The organism is Phenylobacterium sp. (assembly GCF_041920015.1).
Classification (GTDB): Bacteria; Pseudomonadota; Alphaproteobacteria; order Caulobacterales; family Caulobacteraceae; genus Phenylobacterium.
This window is the reverse complement of the sequence record NZ_JAYRST010000005.1, coordinates 55,671-74,123: the sequence shown is the minus strand read 5'-3', so window position 1 is coordinate 74,123 and position 18,453 is coordinate 55,671. Positions and strand designations below refer to the sequence as shown.

General features: G+C 67.7%; 21 protein-coding genes and 1 tRNA gene. 11 read left to right on the top strand and 11 right to left on the bottom strand.

Features of this window, described 5'->3' with window-relative positions; genetic code table 11:
- Both ACE3TL_RS02420 and ACE3TL_RS02415 read right to left on the bottom strand, forming a co-directional pair.
- Nucleotides 1-353, bottom strand: a 353-nt coding sequence (locus ACE3TL_RS02420) for an efflux RND transporter permease subunit (protein ID WP_374577057.1), incomplete at its 3' end; no start/stop codon positions are given.
- Between the two features lie 33 nt (nt 354-386).
- Nucleotides 387-1,448 carry an efflux RND transporter periplasmic adaptor subunit gene (locus ACE3TL_RS02415; protein ID WP_374577056.1) on the bottom strand — a complete coding sequence of 354 codons (1,062 nt, stop codon included), beginning with the start codon at nt 1,446-1,448 and terminating at the stop codon, nt 387-389.
- 248 nt (nt 1,449-1,696) lie between these two features.
- On the opposite strand from ACE3TL_RS02415, the gene ACE3TL_RS02410 reads away from it, so the two are divergent.
- The 4 genes from ACE3TL_RS02410 to ACE3TL_RS02395 all read left to right on the top strand — a co-directional run bounded on the left by ACE3TL_RS02410 (nt 1,697) and on the right by ACE3TL_RS02395 (nt 5,226).
- Nucleotides 1,697-2,137 carry a VOC family protein gene (locus ACE3TL_RS02410; protein ID WP_374577055.1) on the top strand — a complete coding sequence of 147 codons (441 nt, stop codon included), beginning with the start codon at nt 1,697-1,699 and terminating at the stop codon, nt 2,135-2,137.
- Nucleotides 2,137-2,919 (top strand): SDR family NAD(P)-dependent oxidoreductase, encoded by a 783-nt coding sequence (locus tag ACE3TL_RS02405; RefSeq protein ID WP_374577054.1) that lies wholly within the window; start codon nt 2,137-2,139, stop codon nt 2,917-2,919. Before ACE3TL_RS02410 ends, ACE3TL_RS02405 begins: the two co-directional genes overlap by 1 nt.
- Before the next feature lie 206 nt (nt 2,920-3,125).
- Nucleotides 3,126-4,739 carry an NAD(P)/FAD-dependent oxidoreductase gene (locus ACE3TL_RS02400; protein WP_374577053.1) on the top strand — a complete coding sequence of 538 codons (1,614 nt, stop codon included), beginning with the start codon at nt 3,126-3,128 and terminating at the stop codon, nt 4,737-4,739.
- 37 nt (nt 4,740-4,776) lie between these two features.
- Nucleotides 4,777-5,226 carry a hypothetical protein gene (locus tag ACE3TL_RS02395; protein ID WP_374577052.1) on the top strand — a complete coding sequence of 150 codons (450 nt, stop codon included), beginning with the start codon at nt 4,777-4,779 and terminating at the stop codon, nt 5,224-5,226.
- A gap of 91 nt (nt 5,227-5,317) precedes the next feature.
- Here the strand turns inward: ACE3TL_RS02395 and ACE3TL_RS02390 are convergent, their stop codons facing one another.
- Complete coding sequence (locus ACE3TL_RS02390) at nt 5,318-6,349, bottom strand: lysine-2,3-aminomutase-like protein (RefSeq protein WP_374577051.1); 1,032 nt, start codon at nt 6,347-6,349, stop codon at nt 5,318-5,320.
- A gap of 192 nt (nt 6,350-6,541) precedes the next feature.
- The gene (gene epmA / locus ACE3TL_RS02385) at nt 6,542-7,600 is read right to left on the bottom strand and encodes an EF-P lysine aminoacylase EpmA (protein ID WP_374577050.1); all 1,059 of its coding nucleotides are present in this window, start codon (nt 7,598-7,600) and stop codon (nt 6,542-6,544) included.
- 126 nt (nt 7,601-7,726) lie between these two features.
- Here epmA and efp point away from each other — a divergent pair, with 126 nt between their 5' ends.
- Nucleotides 7,727-8,293 (top strand): elongation factor P, encoded by a 567-nt coding sequence (efp, locus tag ACE3TL_RS02380; RefSeq protein WP_374577049.1) that lies wholly within the window; start codon nt 7,727-7,729, stop codon nt 8,291-8,293.
- 18 nt (nt 8,294-8,311) lie between these two features.
- Here the strand turns inward: efp and ACE3TL_RS02375 are convergent, their stop codons facing one another.
- On the bottom strand, nt 8,312-9,172 hold the full coding sequence (locus ACE3TL_RS02375; RefSeq protein ID WP_374577048.1) for a DMT family transporter: 861 nt from the start codon (nt 9,170-9,172) through the stop codon (nt 8,312-8,314).
- A 105-nt stretch (nt 9,173-9,277) separates the two neighbouring features.
- Here ACE3TL_RS02375 and ACE3TL_RS02370 point away from each other — a divergent pair, with 105 nt between their 5' ends.
- On the top strand, nt 9,278-10,666 hold the full coding sequence (locus ACE3TL_RS02370) for a PLP-dependent aminotransferase family protein (RefSeq protein ID WP_374577047.1): 1,389 nt from the start codon (nt 9,278-9,280) through the stop codon (nt 10,664-10,666).
- On the opposite strand, the gene ACE3TL_RS02365 is transcribed toward ACE3TL_RS02370, so the two are convergent.
- Complete coding sequence (locus ACE3TL_RS02365; protein WP_374577046.1) at nt 10,663-11,280, bottom strand: peptidylprolyl isomerase; 618 nt, start codon at nt 11,278-11,280, stop codon at nt 10,663-10,665. The two genes, ACE3TL_RS02370 and ACE3TL_RS02365, sit on opposite strands and share 4 nt — an antisense overlap.
- Nucleotides 11,281-11,430: 150 nt before the next feature.
- Here ACE3TL_RS02365 and ACE3TL_RS02360 point away from each other — a divergent pair, with 150 nt between their 5' ends.
- Both ACE3TL_RS02360 and ACE3TL_RS02355 read left to right on the top strand, forming a co-directional pair.
- Complete coding sequence (locus ACE3TL_RS02360; protein WP_374577045.1) at nt 11,431-11,679, top strand: AbrB/MazE/SpoVT family DNA-binding domain-containing protein; 249 nt, start codon at nt 11,431-11,433, stop codon at nt 11,677-11,679.
- Nucleotides 11,672-12,061 (top strand): type II toxin-antitoxin system VapC family toxin, encoded by a 390-nt coding sequence (locus tag ACE3TL_RS02355; RefSeq protein WP_374577044.1) that lies wholly within the window; start codon nt 11,672-11,674, stop codon nt 12,059-12,061. Before ACE3TL_RS02360 ends, ACE3TL_RS02355 begins: the two co-directional genes overlap by 8 nt.
- A 23-nt stretch (nt 12,062-12,084) precedes the next feature.
- Here ACE3TL_RS02355 and ACE3TL_RS02350 read toward each other — a convergent pair whose 3' ends face one another.
- The 3 genes from ACE3TL_RS02350 to ACE3TL_RS02340 all read right to left on the bottom strand — a co-directional run bounded on the left by ACE3TL_RS02350 (nt 12,085) and on the right by ACE3TL_RS02340 (nt 13,185).
- Nucleotides 12,085-12,588: a GNAT family N-acetyltransferase gene (locus tag ACE3TL_RS02350; protein ID WP_374577043.1), complete on the bottom strand. Its 504-nt coding sequence runs from the start codon at nt 12,586-12,588 to the stop codon at nt 12,085-12,087.
- A gap of 3 nt (nt 12,589-12,591) precedes the next feature.
- Nucleotides 12,592-12,894, bottom strand: coding sequence for a DUF1778 domain-containing protein (locus tag ACE3TL_RS02345; protein WP_374577042.1), 303 nt, complete (start codon nt 12,892-12,894; stop codon nt 12,592-12,594).
- Between the two features lie 215 nt (nt 12,895-13,109).
- Nucleotides 13,110-13,185 (bottom strand) — tRNA-Asn (locus ACE3TL_RS02340).
- A gap of 259 nt (nt 13,186-13,444) precedes the next feature.
- On the opposite strand from ACE3TL_RS02340, the gene ACE3TL_RS02335 reads away from it, so the two are divergent.
- Nucleotides 13,445-14,839 carry a Mur ligase family protein gene (locus ACE3TL_RS02335; protein WP_374577041.1) on the top strand — a complete coding sequence of 465 codons (1,395 nt, stop codon included), beginning with the start codon at nt 13,445-13,447 and terminating at the stop codon, nt 14,837-14,839.
- Here ACE3TL_RS02335 and ACE3TL_RS02330 read toward each other — a convergent pair.
- Nucleotides 14,830-16,125, bottom strand: coding sequence for an acyl-CoA dehydrogenase family protein (locus tag ACE3TL_RS02330; RefSeq protein WP_374577040.1), 1,296 nt, complete (start codon nt 16,123-16,125; stop codon nt 14,830-14,832). The genes ACE3TL_RS02335 and ACE3TL_RS02330 overlap by 10 nt on opposite strands.
- Before the next feature lie 138 nt (nt 16,126-16,263).
- On the opposite strand from ACE3TL_RS02330, the gene ACE3TL_RS02325 reads away from it, so the two are divergent.
- Together ACE3TL_RS02325 and ACE3TL_RS02320 are read left to right on the top strand one after the other, a co-directional pair.
- Nucleotides 16,264-17,256 (top strand): phosphotransferase family protein, encoded by a 993-nt coding sequence (locus tag ACE3TL_RS02325; RefSeq protein WP_374577039.1) that lies wholly within the window; start codon nt 16,264-16,266, stop codon nt 17,254-17,256.
- Complete coding sequence (locus ACE3TL_RS02320; protein ID WP_374577038.1) at nt 17,253-17,609, top strand: DUF6285 domain-containing protein; 357 nt, start codon at nt 17,253-17,255, stop codon at nt 17,607-17,609. The genes ACE3TL_RS02325 and ACE3TL_RS02320 overlap by 4 nt, the downstream gene beginning before the upstream one ends.
- A gap of 95 nt (nt 17,610-17,704) precedes the next feature.
- Here ACE3TL_RS02320 and ACE3TL_RS02315 read toward each other — a convergent pair whose 3' ends face one another.
- A complete protein-coding gene (locus ACE3TL_RS02315; protein WP_374577037.1) occupies nt 17,705-18,394 on the bottom strand; it encodes an alternative oxidase in 690 nt (229 codons plus the stop codon).
- Nucleotides 18,395-18,453: the final 59 nt, after the last annotated feature.

Sequence of the window (18,453 nt, the reverse complement as noted above, 5' to 3'; positions counted from 1 at the left end):
CGCGCCAGGTCGACCTTGGCGCGCACCTCGGCCAGGGCCTTGTCCTTCTTGAAGTTGGCCTCGAACTCCAGGTTCACGATCGCCATGCTCTGGCGGGCGACCGCGTTCATCTCCTTAATGCCTTCGATCGTCTGCAGCTCGGTCTCCAGCGGCCGCACCAGCAGCCGCTCGGCGTCCTCGGGGCTGACGCCGGGATAGGGCACGATGATCGCGATGAACGGGAAGTCGATGTTGGGATTGGATTCCCGCGGCATCGACAGATAGGCGAAAAATCCGAACAGGCCGGCGATCAGCGCCACCGCAAGCACGACCTTTCGTCGCTTGATGGCGCCGTCGATCAAGGGTCCGATCATGGCCTCGTCTCCTGATGGAGCGGCGGGCGCGCCCTAGCGCGCCGCGGCCACCCGAACCTTCTGTCCCTCGGCCACATAGGACTGGCCGACGGTGATGACGCGCACCGGCCCCTTCAGGCCGGTCACCCATATGCCTTGAGGCGTCTCTTCCAGCACCTTGATCGGCGCGAACCCCACGGTGCTGTCGGCCAGCACGTAGCGCACGCCCTGGCGGCCGGCGGCGTCCAGCACCAGCGACGACAGCGGGACCAGGTGCGCCGGGCCCGCGCCCGAGCCGATCCGCACCTCCGCCGACAGGCCCGAGCGGGTCATCTGCGGATTGGCCGCGGTGATCTCGACGCGATAGGTGCGCGTCTGGGCGTCGGCCTCGCGGGCGGCGTAGCGGACCTTGCCCGAAAGCGTCTCGCCGGAGGTCAGCTTGGCGGTGGCGTGGGCGCCGACCCGCACCTTGGACGCCTCGGTTTCCGGCAGGTCGCCGACCACCAGCAGCGGATTGAGCTCGATCACCGTGCCGCAGGCCTGGCCCGGCGACAGATAGGTCCCGATCTCGGCGTCGCGCTTGTCGAACACCCCGTCGAACGGGGCGCGGATGCTCATCTGCTCGACCCCCAGCTCGGCCTGGCGCACGGCGGCGGCGGCGGCGTCCAGATTGGCCTGGTCCTGCAGCACCTGGGTCTGAGAGCGATAGCCCTTGGCCGCCAGCTCGGCCGAGGCCTTCTGCTGCAGCTCGCGCGAGCGCAGGGCCGCGCGCGCCTGATCCAGCGTCGCTTGGCGGGCGTCGATGTTCAGCCGGCAGAGCACCGCGCCCTTGCGCACGAACGAGCCTTCCACCGCCGGGGTCGCGGCGACCACGCCGGCGGTTTCGGAGCGGACCACCACGCTGCGGGCCGATTCGGTGCGGCCGCGCAGGGCCGTCGCATATTCACGGGCGACTTCGGGGGTCAGGGCGGCCTGGACGGTCGGCGGCGCGTCGGTGGTCTTGGCCTCCGCCGCGCCCGACTTGCCGGCGCGGTTGACGACCGTCCCGATCGCGAAGGCGGCCAGCAGCACCGCCAGCACCACGATCACGAACATGTACTCAGGCTTGAGACGCATAAGAGCCGTTTCCCCCGGAACGCAGCTACGAAGTCGTGACCGCTTGTGATCGCAGTCGTACGCCCGGGCCGCCGAATAGACTCATGAACTTCTGATGCCGCCGTTCTGCGAGCGCAAATGAAATCGCGGACAGGTCGATATCAGAGCCGATATTGTGCCCCGGAGGCCGCAGGATTGCAGCAAGCTGTTGCCTGCTCTTTAAAGAGCGCGACAAGTCGCGCCCGTTTTTGGAAAGAAGGTCCGCCGTCGTGAGATATCTGCACACCATGGTCCGCGTATCGGACCTCGACGCCTCGCTCGACTTTTACTGCAACAAGCTCGGCCTGGTCGAAGCCTCGCGAATCGACAATCCCGCCGGCCGTTTCACCCTGGTCTTCCTGTGCGCTCCCGGCGACGAGGCGGGCGCTCGCCAAACCAAGGCGCCGATGGTCGAACTGACCTTCAACTGGGATGTCGAGGACTATCAGGGCGGCCGCAATTTCGGCCACCTGGCCTATGCGGTCGACGACATCTACGCGGTCTGCCAGCGGCTGATGGACGGCGGGGTGACCATCAACCGTCCGCCGCGCGACGGCCACATGGCCTTCGTCCGCTCGCCCGACGGCATCTCCATCGAATTGCTCCAGGCCGGGGAGCGTAGAGCCCCGGCCGAGCCCTGGGCCTCCATGCAGAATACGGGCGCCTGGTGATGACCGCTCGCCTGGCCGGGCGTTGCGCCCTCATCACCGGCGCGGCCGGCGGCATCGGCCTGGGCTGCGCCGAAGCCTTCGCCGAGGAGGGCTGCGACCTGGTCCTGCTCGACCTCGACGAGGCGAAGGTCGCCGCTGTCGCCGCCGACCTGGCCGGGCGGTCGGGCCGCACCGTCCACGCCCTGGCCTGCGATCTCGCCGACGCCGAGGCCGCGCGCATGGCGGTGATCCGCGCCGCCGCCCTGCTGGGCCGCATCGACGTCCTGGTGAACAACGCCGGCGTCCTGGCCGCCGGCGACATCCTCGACGCCAGCCTGGAGGACTTCGACCGCGTCCTGGCCGTCAATCTGCGCGCGCCCTTCGTGGTCGGCCAGACCGTCGCGCGGCATATGGTCGACGCCAGGATCAAGGGCTCGATCATCAACATGTCCTCGATCAATGCGGTCTTGGCGATCCCCAACCAGATCGCCTACGTGACCTCGAAGGGCGGCCTCTCCCAGATGACCAAGGCCATGGCGCTGGCGCTGGCGCCGCACGGCGTCCGGGTCAACGCCATCGGTCCCGGCACCGTCGTCACCGACATCCTCAAGGGCGTGATGCAGGACGAGGCGGCCCGCCGCCGGGTGCTCCAGCGCACCCCGCTCGGCCGCTTCGGCGAGCCGGCGGAGATCGGCCGCGTCGCCGTCTTCCTCGCCTGTGAGGATTCTTCCTACATGACCGGCCAGACCCTCTATCCCGACGGCGGCCGCCTGGCCCTGAACTACACCGTGCCGGTGGAGTAGGGCGGGCCGAGCCCCTGCGTGTCGTTCCGAAAAGCGCTCGGCGCTTGTCCGGGGCCCATGAACACCTGATTTTGCAGAGTTTTCCCTGCCAGATCAGGCTCTGAACCATCGGCGTTCATGGGGCGCGGTCTTGCTTCGCAAACCGTGATGACACCCATATGCGATTGTCCTCCCCATGACCGAGATGGACAGCTAAAAGCCCGCCGATGTTGCGACTGACCGAACTGAAGCTGCCGCTCGGCCACCCGCCGGAGGCGTTGCGCGACGCCGTTCTCGAACGGCTGGGCGGGCCGGCCGCCGAGCTCGTCTCGTTCGAGGTGTTCCGCAGGGCCCATGACGCGCGCCGCAAGGCCGCGATCCTGATGGTCTATACGGTCGACGTGACCGTGAGCGACGAGGCGACGGTCCTCGCCCGCCACGCCGGCGACCGCAACGTCCAGCCCACGCCCGACATGGCCTATCGCCACGTCGCCCGCGCCCCGGCGGACCTTTCCCGCCGTCCGGTGGTGATCGGCGCCGGCCCCTGCGGCCTCTTCGCCGGCCTGATCCTGGCCGAGATGGGCTTTCGCCCGATCATCCTCGAACGCGGCAAGGTGGTCCGCCAGCGCACCAAGGACACCTGGGACCTCTGGCGGCGCAGCAAGCTTCACCCGGAATCCAACGTCCAGTTCGGGGAGGGCGGCGCCGGCACCTTCTCCGACGGCAAGCTCTACAGCCAGGTCAAGGACCCGCGCTTTCTCAGCCGCAAGGTGCTGAGCGAGTTCGTCGCCGCCGGCGCCCCGCCGGAAATCCTCACCGAGGCCCATCCTCACGTCGGCACCTTCCGCCTGGTGACCATGGTCGAGGCCATGCGCGAGAAGATCGAGGCGCTCGGCGGCGAGTACCGCTTCCAGCACAAGGTCGAGGACTTCGACATCGCCGAGGAGGGCGGCCGTCGCCGGCTGCGCGGCCTGCGCCTGGAGGGCGGCGACTATGTCGAGGCCGACCACGTCGTCCTCGCCCTCGGCCACTCCTCGCGCGACACCTTCCAGGTGTTGTTCGACCGCGGCGTCCATCTGGAGGCCAAGCCGTTTTCTCTCGGCTTCCGCATCGAGCATCCGCAATCCTGGATCGACCGCGCCCGCTTCGGCTCCAGCGCCGGCCATGCCGACCTGGGCGCGGCGGCCTACAGCCTCTCGCACCACTGCTCCAACGGCCGCACCGTCTACAGCTTCTGCATGTGCCCGGGCGGCACGGTGGTCGCCGCCGCCTCAGAGCCGGGCCGCGTCGTCACCAACGGCATGAGCCAGTATTCGCGCAACGAGCGCAACGCCAACGCCGGCATCGTGGTCGGCATCGACCCCCAACGCGACTATCCAGGCCATCCGCTGGCCGGCATCGCCCTTCAGCGCCACTGGGAATCTGAGGCCTTCGTCGCCGGCGGCGGAACCTACGCCGCGCCGGGCCAGCGGGTCGGCGACTTCCTAGCGGGCCAGCCCTCGACCAGCCTGGGCGAGGTGGTCCCGTCCTACCGCCCCGGCGTCACCCCGACCGACCTTTCGACCTGCCTGCCGGACTTCGCCATCGCCGCCATCCGCGAAGCCCTGCCGGTCTTCGCCCGCCAGATTCCGGGCTTCGACCATGCCGACGCCGTGCTGACCGGGGTCGAGACCCGAACCTCCTCGCCCGTCCGCATCACCCGCGGCGCCGATTTCCAGAGCCTCAACACCATCGGCCTCTATCCGGCCGGGGAGGGGGCGGGCTACGCTGGCGGCATCCTCTCGGCCTCCATCGACGGCATCAAGGTCGCCGAAGCCGTGGCGAGAAGCCTGACCGCCTAAATCTCCATTTCCCAATTATCCACGGGAGGGCAAATTTATGCATTCGGCTCTTATGGTGGGGCTTGTTCTTCTTCAAGAAACCATAGCGGTTCCGGTTAATATCGGACCCCATGCGCATATGCCAATTGCCGTTTCTTATGAAACGTCGGCGGTATGCGAAGGGCGATCGGTTAAGCTATCAATAAATGTGGGAGCCCGCTCGCCTTTCATGGCCACAATTTCCTACGGGAACCATACCGCTAGTGTTCCCGATGGATGGATGCATGATCTTAAGAGCAACAATGTTGTCCCACAAATTTACATAAGTTGCAGAGATAATTCTGTTGCATTTCTAATTCTTAAAACTATGGTTAATAATAGTGGAAAATATGCCGTTAGTAGCAGAATTATAACAGTTGATCAAGATGGTATATTAAAATCAGAAGATTCTATAGAAATGGATGCTTCTAAATATAGAAAATTATTCAACATCAATCCTGGATCATGATGTGTGATTCCATGTGCACATCAAAATATGGCGTAGAGTAAGAGTATATGTGGAGCGGAGCCCATCCTGGAACCAATCCACATTCAGGCTCCTAATCGACCGCAGGCGGATAGGCGTGGCGCCCGCCGTTCGGGTCTTCGACCTCGCCATCGCCGACATAGTTCGGGCCGACCGGCGCCTTGCCGTGGCCGCCGGGGATGTCGAGCACATAGGTCGGCTGGCAGAGGCCCGAATAGGTCCCGCGCAGCGCCCGCATCAGCGCCTGGCCCTCTTCCAGGCTGGTGCGCAGGTGCGCCGTGCCGGGCGCCAGGTCGCCGTGGTGCAGGTAGTAGGGCCGAATCCGCGTCTCCACGAAGGCGCGCATCAGGGCGCCCAGCGTGTCGGGATCGTCGTTGACGCCTTTCAGCAGCACCGTCTGGCTCAACATCGGCAGACCCGCATCGATGATCTTCGCACATGCCGCCCGCGCCGCCGGGGTCAGTTCGCGCGGATGGTTGGCGTGCAGGGCCACATAAACCGCTTTTCCCTCGCAGCGCAGGGCCTCGATCAATCCGTCCGTGACCGCGGCCGGATCGACCGCCGGAATGCGGGTGTGATAGCGCACCACCTTCACATGCTCGATCCGCGCCAGCCGCGCCGACAACTCGGCCAGCCGCCGCGGCGACAGCACCAGGGGATCGCCGCCGGTGACGATCACCTCCCAGATCTGCGGCCGCGCGGCGATATAGGCGAAGGCGGCGTCGAGCTGGCCCGGCGTCAGATTCGACAGCCCCTCGGGCCCCACCATCTCGCGCCGGAAGCAGAACCGGCAATAGACCGCGCAGGTATGGGTCGGCTTCAGCAGCACCCGGTCGCGATAGCGGTGCACGATCCCCTCGACCGGACTGTGCGCGAAGTCGCCGATGGGATCGGCGCGCTCCAGAGGCCCGGTCTCCAGCTCCTCTCCGGTCGGGACGAACTGCCGGGCGATCGGATCGTGCGGATCGGCCGGGTCGATCAGCTCCGCCACGGCCGGTGTGATCGCCACGGCGTACCGCGCCGCCACGCGCTCCAGCTCCGGCAGCCGCTCCAGCGGCGCCAGCCCGGCGGCGACCAGGTCGCCGGCTTTGCGGATCGTGCTCATCGCCCGCGCATATGGCCCATGCGCGACCTGCGGGCAAATCTCGGCCTCCACCGGGTGTCATCCCGGTTTGCGAAGCAAGACCGGGACCCATGAACACCAGATATGTCAGGATGCGGCCCGGCCGCGCCCATTCTTCAAATTCGGACGCGAATGGGTCCCGGTCTTCGGCTGCGCCGAAACCGGGATGACACCTTAGGAAAATGGCTCGGCCATCGGCGTCCAGATCACGTCCTCGATCCGCCGGGCGCCGGTCGCCAGCATCACCAGCCGGTCGAAGCCGAGCGCCGAGCCGCAGGCGGGCGGCATGTGGGGCAGGGCGGCCAGGAAGTCCTCGTCGATCGGATAGCGCTCGCCATAGACCCGGGCCTTCTCGTCCATCTCGGCCTGGAAGCGCCGCCGCTGCTCCACCGGGTCGCTCAACTCGCCGAAGGCGTTGGCCAGTTCCACCCCGCAGGCATAGAGCTCGAAGCGCTCGGCCACGCGCGGGTCGGCCGGCTTGGGCCGGGCCAGGGCCGCCTCGCTGATCGGGTATTCGCAAAGGATGGTCGGCCGGCCGATCCCCAGGTTCGGCTCGATCTTCTCGACCAGCACCTTGGAATAGATGTCGGCCCAGACGTCGTCGTCGGAAACGCGCACGCCCGCGTCCCGCGCCGCCGCGGCTAGCCCCTCGCGGTCGGTCTCGCCGCTCGCCGAGGCCGTGGCCAGCAGGTCGATCCCCGCGAAGCGCTCGAACGCCTCCTGCAGGCTCAATCGCTCAGGTTCCTGGAAGGGGTCGGCCGATACCTGCCGATAGGAAAGGGTTTTGGCGCCGGTCGTCTCCGCCGCCAGGGCCAGCAGGTCGGCGCAGTCGGCCATCAGTTGCTTGTAGGGTTCATGCGTCCGATACCATTCGAGCAGGGTGAATTCCGGGTGGTGCAACGGCCCGCGCTCGCGATTGCGCCAGACCCGCGCGAAGTCGAAAATTCGCGTCTCGCCGGCCGCCAGCAGCTTCTTGCAGGCGAACTCGGGCGAGGTGTGCAGGTAGAGCGGCCGCCGCTCGCCCGAATCGCCAATGATTTCCGTGGAAAAGGCGTGCAGGTGCGCCTCGTTGCCGGGCGAGACCTGTAGGGCGGCGCCCTCGACCTCGGTGAAGCCCCGGGCCTCGAACCAGCCGCGCGTCGCCCGCGTGATCGCCCCGCGTGCAGTCAGGAACGGGCGGCGGTCCTGGTGGATGTCGGCGCGCCACCAGGGCGCGGGGCGGTGCTCGTTCATACGGCCCATTCGATCATGACTGGCGAAAATCGCCCTCTTCGTATAGGTGCGCGCCCAAGCCCGCCGCTCGGCGGAATCGCGCGAGGCCGATGGACGGCCTCCCCCATAGGCTTAAGGACGAACTACGTGAAGGTCGCTGCCAGCTCGCTCAGGAAAGGCGCCGTCGTTGATATGGACGGCAAGCTCTATGTCGTCCTGACCGCCGAAAACATCCACCCCGGCAAGGGGACCCCTGTCACCCAACTCAACATGCGCCGCATCTCCGACGGCGTGAAGGTGTCGGAACGCTGGCGCACGACCGAGCAGGTCGAACGCGCCTTCGTCGACGACCGCACCTACAACTTCCTCTACCAGGACGGCGAGGGCTACCACTTCATGCAGCCCGAGACCTACGATCAGGTCGTGGTGTCGGAAGAGACCGTGGGCGACAGCGCCCCCTGGCTCAGTGACGGCATGTCGGTGGTGCTGTCGGTGCACGAAGGCGTGCCGATCGCCATGGAACTGCCGCGCACCGTCACCTTCGAGATCGCCGAGACCGAACCGTCGGTGAAGGGCCAGACCGCCTCGTCGTCCTACAAGCCGGCCATCCTGACCAACGGCCAGCGGATCATGGTCCCGCCCTACATCACCAGCGGCACCCGCGTGGTCATCCTGACGGAAGACTGGACCTATTCCGAGCGCGCCAAGGACTAGGCGCTTTATGCAGTGGGGTCAGGCGAAGCGCCTGGCCCCCGCCACGCACAGCACCACCCCGGCGGTCACCGCCGCCATGGGCCAGCCGACCGGCTCGCCCAGCAGGCCTGCGGCCAGGACGAGGCCCATGAAGGGCTGCAGTAACTGCAACTGCCCCACCGCCGCCACCCCGCCCAGCGCCAGGCCGCGATACCAGAACACGAACCCGATCAGCATGCTGAACAGCGACACATAGGCCAGGCCCGCCCTGGCCGGCGCGCCGACGTGCGCCAGGCTCGCCGGCCAGGCGCAGAGCGCCACCATCGCCATGACCGGCATGGAGATCGCCAGCGCCCAGCAGATCACCTGCCAGCCGCCGAGCCGGCGCGCCAGCCGCCCGCCCTCGGCGTAGCCCAGGCCGCAGACCGCCACGGCGGCCAGCATCAGCAGGTCGCCGGCCACCGAGCCTTCGGCGCCCCGCGTCAGGGCGAAGCCCGCCACCAGCGCCGCCCCGGCCAGCGAGAACGCCCAGAAGGAAAGGCGGGGCCGCTCGCCGCCCAGCAGCACCGCAAAGCCGGCCGTGGCGAGCGGCAGCAGGCCGACGAAGACGATCGAATGGGCCGCGGTGATGTGCTGGAGCGCCAGCGCCGAGAGCAGCGGAAAGCCCAGCACCACGCCGCCCGCCACCAGGACCAGGGGCGCAAGGTCGCGCCGTTCCGGCCGCCGCGCCTTCAAGGCGGCCAGCAGGCCAAGGCTCAGCAGCCCCGCGATCAGCGCCCTGGCCGCCGTCAGGAACACCGGGTCGAAGTCGGCCACCGCGACCCGCGTCGCCGGCAGCGACCCTGAAAAGATCGCCACCCCGATGAAGCCGTCGATCCAGCCGCGCGTGCGCTCGTCCATGTCCGCCTCCGAAGATCGAGGCGCGCTATGCCGCCGCCGGCCTCGCCAGGCCAGGAACGGTCGGGTACGATTTGCAAGAACTGTACTGATCCGAATGGCGATACAATGAGCGAGCGAAGCGGGCCGACCCGCGTCGAACAGGTGATGGCCGCCCTGCGTGGGCGCATCGCCGCGCGCACCCTGCAACCCGGCGCGCGGGCCCCGTCGATCCGCGCCATGGCCCAGGCGATGGGTGTCTCCAAATCGACGGTGGTCGAGGCCTACGACCGCCTGGCCGCCGAGGGCGTGGTCGAGGCGCGGCGCGGATCGGGCTTCTACGTCGCCGGCCACGCCGCGCCGCTGGCCCTTTCCGAGATCGGGCCGCGCCTGGACCGCTCGATCGACCCCTTGTGGATTTCGCGTCAGTCGCTCGAGGCGGGGCGGGGGGCGCTCAAGCCCGGCTGCGGCTGGCTGCCGCCCGACTGGATGCCGCAGGAGGCCGTGCGCCGCGCCATGCGCGCCCTGGCCCGGACCGGGCACGCCAACCTCACCGACTACGGCCCGCCGCTGGGGCATGGACCGATGCGCGGCCTGCTGTCGCGCCGCCTGGCCGAACGGGGCGTGGAGGCCGCGCCCGGCCAGATCATGCTGACGGAATCGGGCACCCAGGCGATCGACCTGGTCTGCCGGTTCCTGCTGGAGCCGGGCGATGCGGTGATCGTCGACGATCCCTGCTACTTCAACTTCCACGCCATGCTGCGCGCCCATCGCGCCCGCGTGTTCGGCGCGCCCTGGACCCCGCACGGCCCCGATCTGACTGCGTTCGAGACCTTGCTGGCCGAGCATCGGCCGCGGCTCTACATCACCAATTCCGGCCCGCAGAACCCGACCGGCGCCACGCTCTCACCGGTGGTGGCGCATCGCCTGCTCAAGCTCGCCGAGTCCTACGACCTGACCATTGTCGAGGACGATATCTACGCCGACCTGGAACATGAGCCGGCGCCGCGCCTGGCCGCCTTCGACGGCCTGGAGCGGGTCGTCCACATCGGCAGTTTCTCCAAGACCCTCTCGGCCGCTGCGCGCTGCGGTTTCGTCGCCGCCCGCCCGGATTGGATCGAAGGCCTGGTCGACCTCAAGGTCGCCACCTCGTTTGGCGGCGGCCAGTTCGCGGCCGAGCTCGTGCATTCCATCCTCACCGACGGCGGCTATCGGCGCTATTTGGCCGCCCTGCGCGAGCGGCTGGCGCGGGCGCGGGGCGAGACCCTGCGGCGGCTGGGAACGCTGGGCCTCACTCCTTGGCTGGAGCCGCAGGCCGGCATGTTCCTGTGGATGCGCCTGCCGGGCGGCCTCGACGCCGGGCGGATCGCCCAGCAGGCCCTGGCGGCCGATATCGTGCTGGCGCCCGGCGACGCCTTCAGCCTGTCGCACTCGGCCAGCGGCTACCTGCGCTTCAACGTCGCCCAGTCCGCCGACCCGCGGCTCTACGACGTGCTGGCCAAGGCCATGGAAACCTAGCTCGAAATCCGCCGGGCGGTGACGATCTTCACCGGCTTGGCCAGGATCTCGCCCTTCATCACCCCTTCGCCGGCGGTGGGGGAGGTGGGTTCGGCGAGGATCGTCCTCACCGTGTCCATGCCCTCGATCACCTTGCCGAACACTGCGAAGCCCAGGTTGTCGCCGGGCTGTTTCGGGTCGGCGTCCATATAGGGCATGTCGCCGACGCAGATGAAGAAGTCCGAGGTGGCGGTGCCCGGCGCGGTGCGGCCCATGGAAAGCGCGCCGTCGACGTGCGAGAGGCCGGTCTTGGTGGTCGGCTCGTGGGCGATGGGCCTGAGCACCCGCTTGGGATCGTTCTGCACCCCGCCCTGCACCAGCCCGTATTCCGGCGCGTTCGGCACCTTCGACGCCCGATAGAAGGTCGCGCCGTCGAACCGCTTTTCATCGACATAGCGCAGGAAATTCCCCGCCGTGATCGGCGCCTTGTCCGGATAGACCTCGACCAGGATCGGCCCGTCGGCGGTGTCCAGGGCCACGCGCACGGCGCCGGGCGCCGCGGGGGCTGTCTGGGCGCTCGCGCTGGCGGCGAGGGCTGCTGCGGCGAATGCAGCCAGGAACAGTCGGCGTTTCATGCAAGGGCCTCCGAGCGGACCGTAAGCTTACCGCCTGCGCTTCAACGGGCAATGGCGAACCAGAAGTCGCGCGCACTCAGTAAAAGTTTGTCTAGTTGTCCATAATATGTATTTCATTGTGAAATCTGTACATCTGAAAGAAATGTGCTGATGAGTATGCAACGCGGCAAGCTGGTCAGCGGCGGGCGGCTTCAGGTGCCGGCCGACATCCGCAAGCAGTTGGGCCTCACCGATGGTGACGCCGTGGTGATGACGGTCGTCGATGGCGAACTGCATGTCCGCCCGGCCCGCGCCGGGCTTGCGCGTGCGCGCCAGCGGCTGCGGCGCTACGTCCCAGCCGATATGCGCCTGTCGGACGAATTGATCGCCGAACGCCGGAAGGCGGCCGAACATGAGTAGCGCCGGCTATGTGCTCGACGCCTCGGCGTTGCTCGCCGCGCTGAACGAGGAGCCCGGTGCGCAGAGCATCCAGGCCGTGCTGGATGAAGCTCAGATCAGCGCCGTCAATCTCTCGGAAGTCGTGGCGAAGCTGCAGGATCGCGGCGTTCCCGATGCGGAGATCGACGAGATTCTCATCGACCTCGACCTGAGGGTTGCGCCGTTCGATGCTGAGCAGGCGGTCCGCGCCGGAAAGCTGCGCGCGATGACGCGGGGCCAAGGCCTTTCGCTCGGCGACCGCGCCTGCTTGGCGCTGGCGGCGTCGACCGGCTCCACGGTGCTGACCACCGACAAGGCGTGGACGAATCTAACGCTGGACGTACGCATCGAGCAGGCCCGCTAAGACCAGACGACCCTGGATGCGATCTACGCTATTTCGATGGATGCTGCGACGTCGGCGATTGAGCGGAATAGCGTCAACGGGTCATCGTTGGCGGGGACAAACCCTTGCCGAGTCCAGAAAGCGGCGGCTTCATCATCCACCGCGTTGACGATCAATGCTCTTCCTCCGATGAGGCGGGCGGCGGCTACGCAGCGTTGAAGGGCGTGTTTGAGCAAGCCCGATCCGATACCTTTGCCCGCCCAGGCGCTGTCCGTCGCGAGTTGGCCCAGCAGCAGGCAGGGAACAGGATCGGGCGGTTGTTCGGTGCGGATTGAACGAGGAAGACGCCCCGGGATGACCGCTGTCGGCGCAAGGCCGTAATAGCCGACCACGCGGCCGGACTCATGAACGACCATCACCGCCGTGAAGCCTCTTTCCTGGTTGGAAAGCGCTCGCGTCTTGAGCCAACGATCCAGCGACGGCCTGCCGCAGGAGAACTCCGCTATGTCGTGCGTGGCCGTCAGCAGCTCCGGGGCGGACAGGGGCAAAGCCTATCTCGCGTCTGCCGGATCGTTCGTTTCCCAAGGAGCGGCGCGCCGGAGCAGTTCGACCATTTCTGGAACGGGTGCGGCGGGTCCAGACACGGCGGCCATGAAGACGTCGAAGCCTGCCGGACTCATGCGGATCAACGTCGTCTCCAGCAATACCTCCTCAGCCGCGCGCACAGCAGCGTCGCGCACGAAATCGGTGCGCGAATGGCCTCGCAGTCGTGCCGCGCGGTCGATGATGGCAAGGTCGGCGTCGGGCAGTCGCATTGAAAGCGGATGCGGCTTGCCCTGGGCTTGGCGTGGCATGAGCACCTCCGAAGCTCCAGATAGGAGGTCGTATTGCATTTTTCAATACGACCTGTGAAGGGTCTGAACTCCAAACCGGATTCGAACGCCGCAGTCGCTGAAAAAATCGCCCCCATTTCAATGGGCTATCGATTTGCGATTGGCGGATGCTTTGCCATGCGTTTTCGCGGGCGCATAAGCGCCCGACAAACAAGGCCAAATCTTGCGGTGAAAAGTGGCTCCCCGAGCAGGACTCGAACCTGCGACAAGTCGGTTAACAGCCGACTGCTCTACCAACTGAGCTATCGGGGATCACGTTGGAGGCCGGGCATATACCCAGGCCCGGCCCGGTGCGCAAGCGCTCAAATCCACTTTGCCCACAGATCGAAAAAAGAGCCCGGCCGGGGCCGGGCTTTGAACGAAGTTTGGTGATGGTGGGGTGTCTTCAAGGAAGACATGGCAGAGGTTCGGCCTGGATGGTTAAGCGATGCTTAACGCTGGCGCTCTCCCGACCCACTCGACGCCGCCGCCGGGCGCGGCTACTCAGCGGGCCGGTCTGGAGAGGGCGGGCATGCGCATCCATTTCACCGGCGTGGCGGGGGCGGGCATGAGCGCCGTGGCCCTGATGATGCGCAGCGCCGGCCACGAGGTCTCCGGATCGGACGAGGACGTCTTTCCGCCGATGTCGACCTATGTCGAGGGCCTGGGATTCCCGTTCCATCGCAGGTTCGCGCCCGAGAACCTGCCCCCGGGCCTGGACCTGCTGGTGCTGGGCGCCAGCGCCAAGCTGGGAGGCGACGCCAATCCCGAGGTGGCCGCCGCCCGCGCCCGCGGCGTGCGAATCACCACCTTCGCCGAGCTGCTGGGCGAGGTGACCGCCGCGCGCGACGTGACCGTGGTCGCCGGCTCGTTCGGCAAGTCGACCTGCAGCGCCCTGGCCGCGCATATCCTGCACCAGGCTAGGACCGATCCGGGCTGGATGGTCGGGGCGATCTCGCCCTCCCTGCCGGCGACCGGTCAGTGGGGCTCGGGGCCGATGATCCTGGAGGGCGACGAATATGTGGTCTCGGCCAGCGACCATCGCTCGAAGTTCGCGCTCTATGCGCCGGGCTGCCTGCTGCTGACCTCGCTGATCCACGACCACGTCAACGTATTCCCGACCTTCGCCGACTACGAAGCGCCGTTTCGCGAGCTGTTGCGGGGCCTGCCGGAGGATGGCCTGGCCGTCCTGCGCGACCATCCGGCCATCCGCGCGATCGCCGGCGAAACCCGCGCCCGCATCGTCTGGTACGACACCCAGCCCTGCGACGGCTGGTTCGCGCGCGACATCGCCTATGGCGAGACGACCCGCTTCGAGCTGGTCGGTCCGGGCAGGCGGAGCCTGCAACTCTCTACCGGCCTGCTGGGCGCGCACAATGTCGAGAACATCGTGGGCGTCGCCGCCCTTTTGCTGGAGCGCGGCCTGGTATCCGAACAGGCCCTGGCCGCGGGCGTCGCCAGTTTCGCCGGCATCCGCCGCCGCCTGGACCGCCTGACGCACGCCTCCCGTATCCCGGTCATCGAAGGTTTCGGCAGTTCCTACGAAAAGGCCCGCTCGGCCATCGAGGCCGTGCGCCTCCATTATCCGCAGCGGCCGCTGGTGGTGGTCTTCGAGCCGCACGCCTTTTCCTGGCGCAGCCGCGAGGCCTTGCCCTGGTACGACACGGTGTTCGAAGGCGTGGAGAAGGTGCTGCTGATCCCGCCGCCAACCCACGGCGCGGCCAGTCACCACCAGTCGAGCTTTGCGGACATCCTCGCTCGCATCGCCGCCGCAGGCGTGGCGGTGCAGGGCGTGGCCGACGCCGCCTCGGCCACGCAAGTCCTGTCGCACCTGACCGGCGGCGAGGTGGTCCTGCTGCTGTCGTCGGGGCCGCTCCTAGGCTTGCCCGACAGCCTGCCGCCGGTGTTCGACGATCTCTACGCCTGATCCTTGAACAGCGCGCGCTTGGGGCCGAGATAGCCGAACAGGAAGGCGGCGACCTTGCGCATCTGGATCTCCTCGCTGCCCTCGGTGATCCGATAGCGGCGGTGGTGGCGATAGATGTGCTCGAACGGCTTGTGGCGCGAATAGCCGATGCCGCCGTGCACCTGCATCGCCTGGTCGGCGGCCTGGCAGACCAGGCGATTAGCCCAGTAGTTGCACATCGAGACCTTGTCGGAGATCTGCCGCTCGATCTCCTTGTGCGGCATGCGGTCCATCTCCCAGGCGGTCTTGCGGATCAGGAGGCGCAGCATCTCGGCCTGGGTGGCCAGTTCCACCAGCGGCCACTGGATGGCCTGGTTCTCGGCTAGGGCCTTGCCGAACGGCTTGCGGGCGCGGGCGTACTTGACGCTCTCCTCGATGCAGTAGACCGCCGCCCCCAGCGACGAGGCCGCCTGGCGGATGCGGTTCTGGTGCACGAAGGATTGGCCCAGCCCCAGGCCCCGGTCGATCTGACCCCAATAGCTGTCCTCGGGAATCCAGACGTCGGTGAAGCTGACCCGCGGGTGGTCGGTGGGCATGTTGAAGGTCCACAGCCACTCCTCGACCTTCACGCCCGGCGCATCGGCCGGCACGATGAAGCAGGTGATGCCGGTCGCATCGCCGTCCTCGCCGCTGGTGCGCGCGAACACCATGCAGTGGGTGGCCACGTGCATGCCGGTCGACCACATCTTTTCGCCGTTGATCAGCCAGCCGGGCTGGCCGTCGCGGTCCTGGCGGACGGCTCTGGTCTCCATGTGGGTGGCGTCGGACCCATGGTTCGGCTCGGTCAGGCCGAAGATGGTCCGCATCTGGCCGGCCAGCAGCTTGGCGGAGTCGCGCTCGTACTGGGCGTTGGTCGCAAATTCCTTGAACATCAGGATGAAGGGGTTGTTGCCGACGATGGAATGCTCGTTCTGCAGGTCGTTGTGCAGGCCCAGTCCCTTGGCGGCCAAATGCTCGCGGATCACCGCCATGTCGAGATTGCTGCCGTTCTTGCCGCCCATCTCGGCCGGCCAGGCGTAGCGCAGGTGCCCGGCCGCGTCGGCCCGGCGGCGGGCCTCGGCCAGCAGTTCCTCCCATTCGCGCTTGGGCAGGCCGCCGGCCTCCCAGTCGGTGCGCTCGTACTCGCGCCGGTGGTCGAAGAACCGGATGTTGTCGTTCTCGTTTTCCAGCGGCTTGATCTGCGCCTCGATGAAGGCGTCCAGCTCGGCCAGATACGCGACCAGCTCCGGCGGCAGGCTGAAGTCCATGGCGTCTCTCCCTCGTTTCCGGCCAGCCTAACCCAGGTTTTCGCTGACGCCGGGTCAGCCGCCGGTTGACGCGGCGTCGCCGTTTACAGCCGCCGCCCGGCGCCGCCTGATGAGCGAAAGACGCGAGGATGGCGGGCGATGTCGGATCAGGTGCGCGCAGGGCTGGAACGGCTGGCCTCCCGCCTGGGCGGGGAGGGGGCGCAGGTCGCCGACCTCCAGCGGCTCTCGGGCGGGGCGAGCATGGAGACCTGGGCCTTCGCGGTGGTGGACGCCCAGGGCGCGCGCCAGGAGCTGGTCCTGCGCCGCCGCGCCGCGCCGATGGATCCCGGCGAGGGCCGCTCGGTGTCGCTCGCCACGGAGGCCGCCCTCATCGTCGCTGCTCAGCAGGCAGGCGCGCCGGTCGCCGAGCTGGTGCATCTGGCCGTGCCCGAGGACGGCCTGGGCGAAGCGCACGTCACCCGCCGCGTCTCGGGCGAGACCCTGGGCCGCAAGATCGTCTCCGACCCGCGCTTCGAGGCGGTGCGCCCGAGCCTTGCCCGCCAATGTGGCGCGATCCTCGCCCAGATCCATTCCGCCGCTCCGCCGCCGGGCCTCAAGACCGTCGATGCGCTGGAGGAGCTCGCCCGCTACGAGGAGGCCTACCGCAAGTCGGGCGCCGAGCGGCCGATCCTCGAACTGGCCTTCCAGCATCTGAAGCGCAACGCCCCGCCGCCGCTCGCCCCGGTGCTGCTGCACGGCGATTTCCGCAATGGCAATCTGATGATCGACCCCGAGCGAGGCGTTGTCGCGGTGCTGGACTGGGAGTTGTCCCACTGCGGCGATCCGGCCGAGGACCTGGGCTGGATCTGCGTCAATTCCTGGCGCTTCGGCCGCGCCGATCGCCCGGTCGGCGGCTTTGGCGACTATCAGGACCTGCTGGACGGTTATCGGGACGCCGGCGGGGCGGATATCCCGCTCTCGCGCCTGCGTTACTGGCAAGCCCTCGGCTCGCTGAAATGGGGCGTCATGTGCCTGATGATGTACGCCAGCTACGCCACCGGCGCCGAAAGTTCGGTTGAGCGGCCGATGATCGGCCGTCGCGTCTCCGAAACCGAGATCGACCTCGTCACCTTGCTGGAGAAGGGCCTGTGATCGAGCATCCCAAGGCAGAGGAGCTGGTCGAGGCCGTGGCCCGCTTCCTCGAGGACGTCCGCCCGCAGCTCAATCCGCGCGACGCCTTCCTGGCCCGCGTCGCCGCCAACGCCCTGGGCGCGGTGCGGCGCGAACTGCAGCTCGGCCCCGCCGCCGAGGTCGCGGCCGCCGGACGGCTGTCGGCCCTGCTGGGGCGGGAGGGGGCGCTGGCGGACCTCAACGCCGACCTCTGCGCGCGGCTGCGCTCGGGCGAGATGGACGCCGCCACGCCCGGCCTGCTGGCCGCCTTGCGGGCCAACGCCGCCGACCAGATCGCCATCGACCAGCCGACCTATGCGCCCGAGCCGCGCTGAATCGAAAACGGCGCCAGCTCATCGCTGGCGCCGCCGACATTAGGAGTCTTTTGGAAGTTCAAATTTTTCCAAAACCTTCTAGCATGAACCTCAACCTAGGCTGCGGTCTTCCAAGCCGGTTGCAGCTCCTCGTGGTGCGGGCAGGGCGCAACCTCCGCCTGCGGCAGGCCGACCAGTTCGTTGGCGAAGCCGTGGTTGACGTCGCGGTGGTGCGCCTCGTCGGCGCGGACCACCAGCACCACGTCGCGCAGGGTCGCGGTCTCGGGCAGGCCCCAGTAGCGCTTGGCGATCTCCGGGGCGGCGATGTTCTCGCTGCGGCCCTCGTCGATCTCGGCGAGGTAGTGCGTATAGCTGATCACCGCCTCTTCCTCGAAATAACCGACCACGCGATGGGCGGTCTTGGGCGAGACGACGTAGAGGCCGAAGAAGAACAGGTAGAACACCCACTGCACGGCCACGACCACGAAGCGCTCGAACAGCGTCGGCTTGCAGACCTCGATGAAGGTCATCAGGTGCATGCGCTCATTTTCGGCCTCGTCCATCAGCGTCTTGATCCAGCCGCGGTCGTCGCACATGCGGCGCAGGCACTTCAGGTGGTTCAGCGTGGCGCCGACCATGCCCGGCACGGCCGCGACGGTCTCCAGCACCACCGCGCGGTGGCCGTAGCGCTTGGCGAAGAAGGTGTCGGCGAAGAATCGAAGCATCTTCACGAAGCCGAACGCGACGGTGTCGGAAACGCCGGTCGGCTGGTGATGGACGGAAGTGTCGACAAGGGGAGGGGTCATTGCCTGGTTCCTACTCTAGCCGCCGCGGCGCGGCCGGCCATTGAGGGGAGACCTAAGAC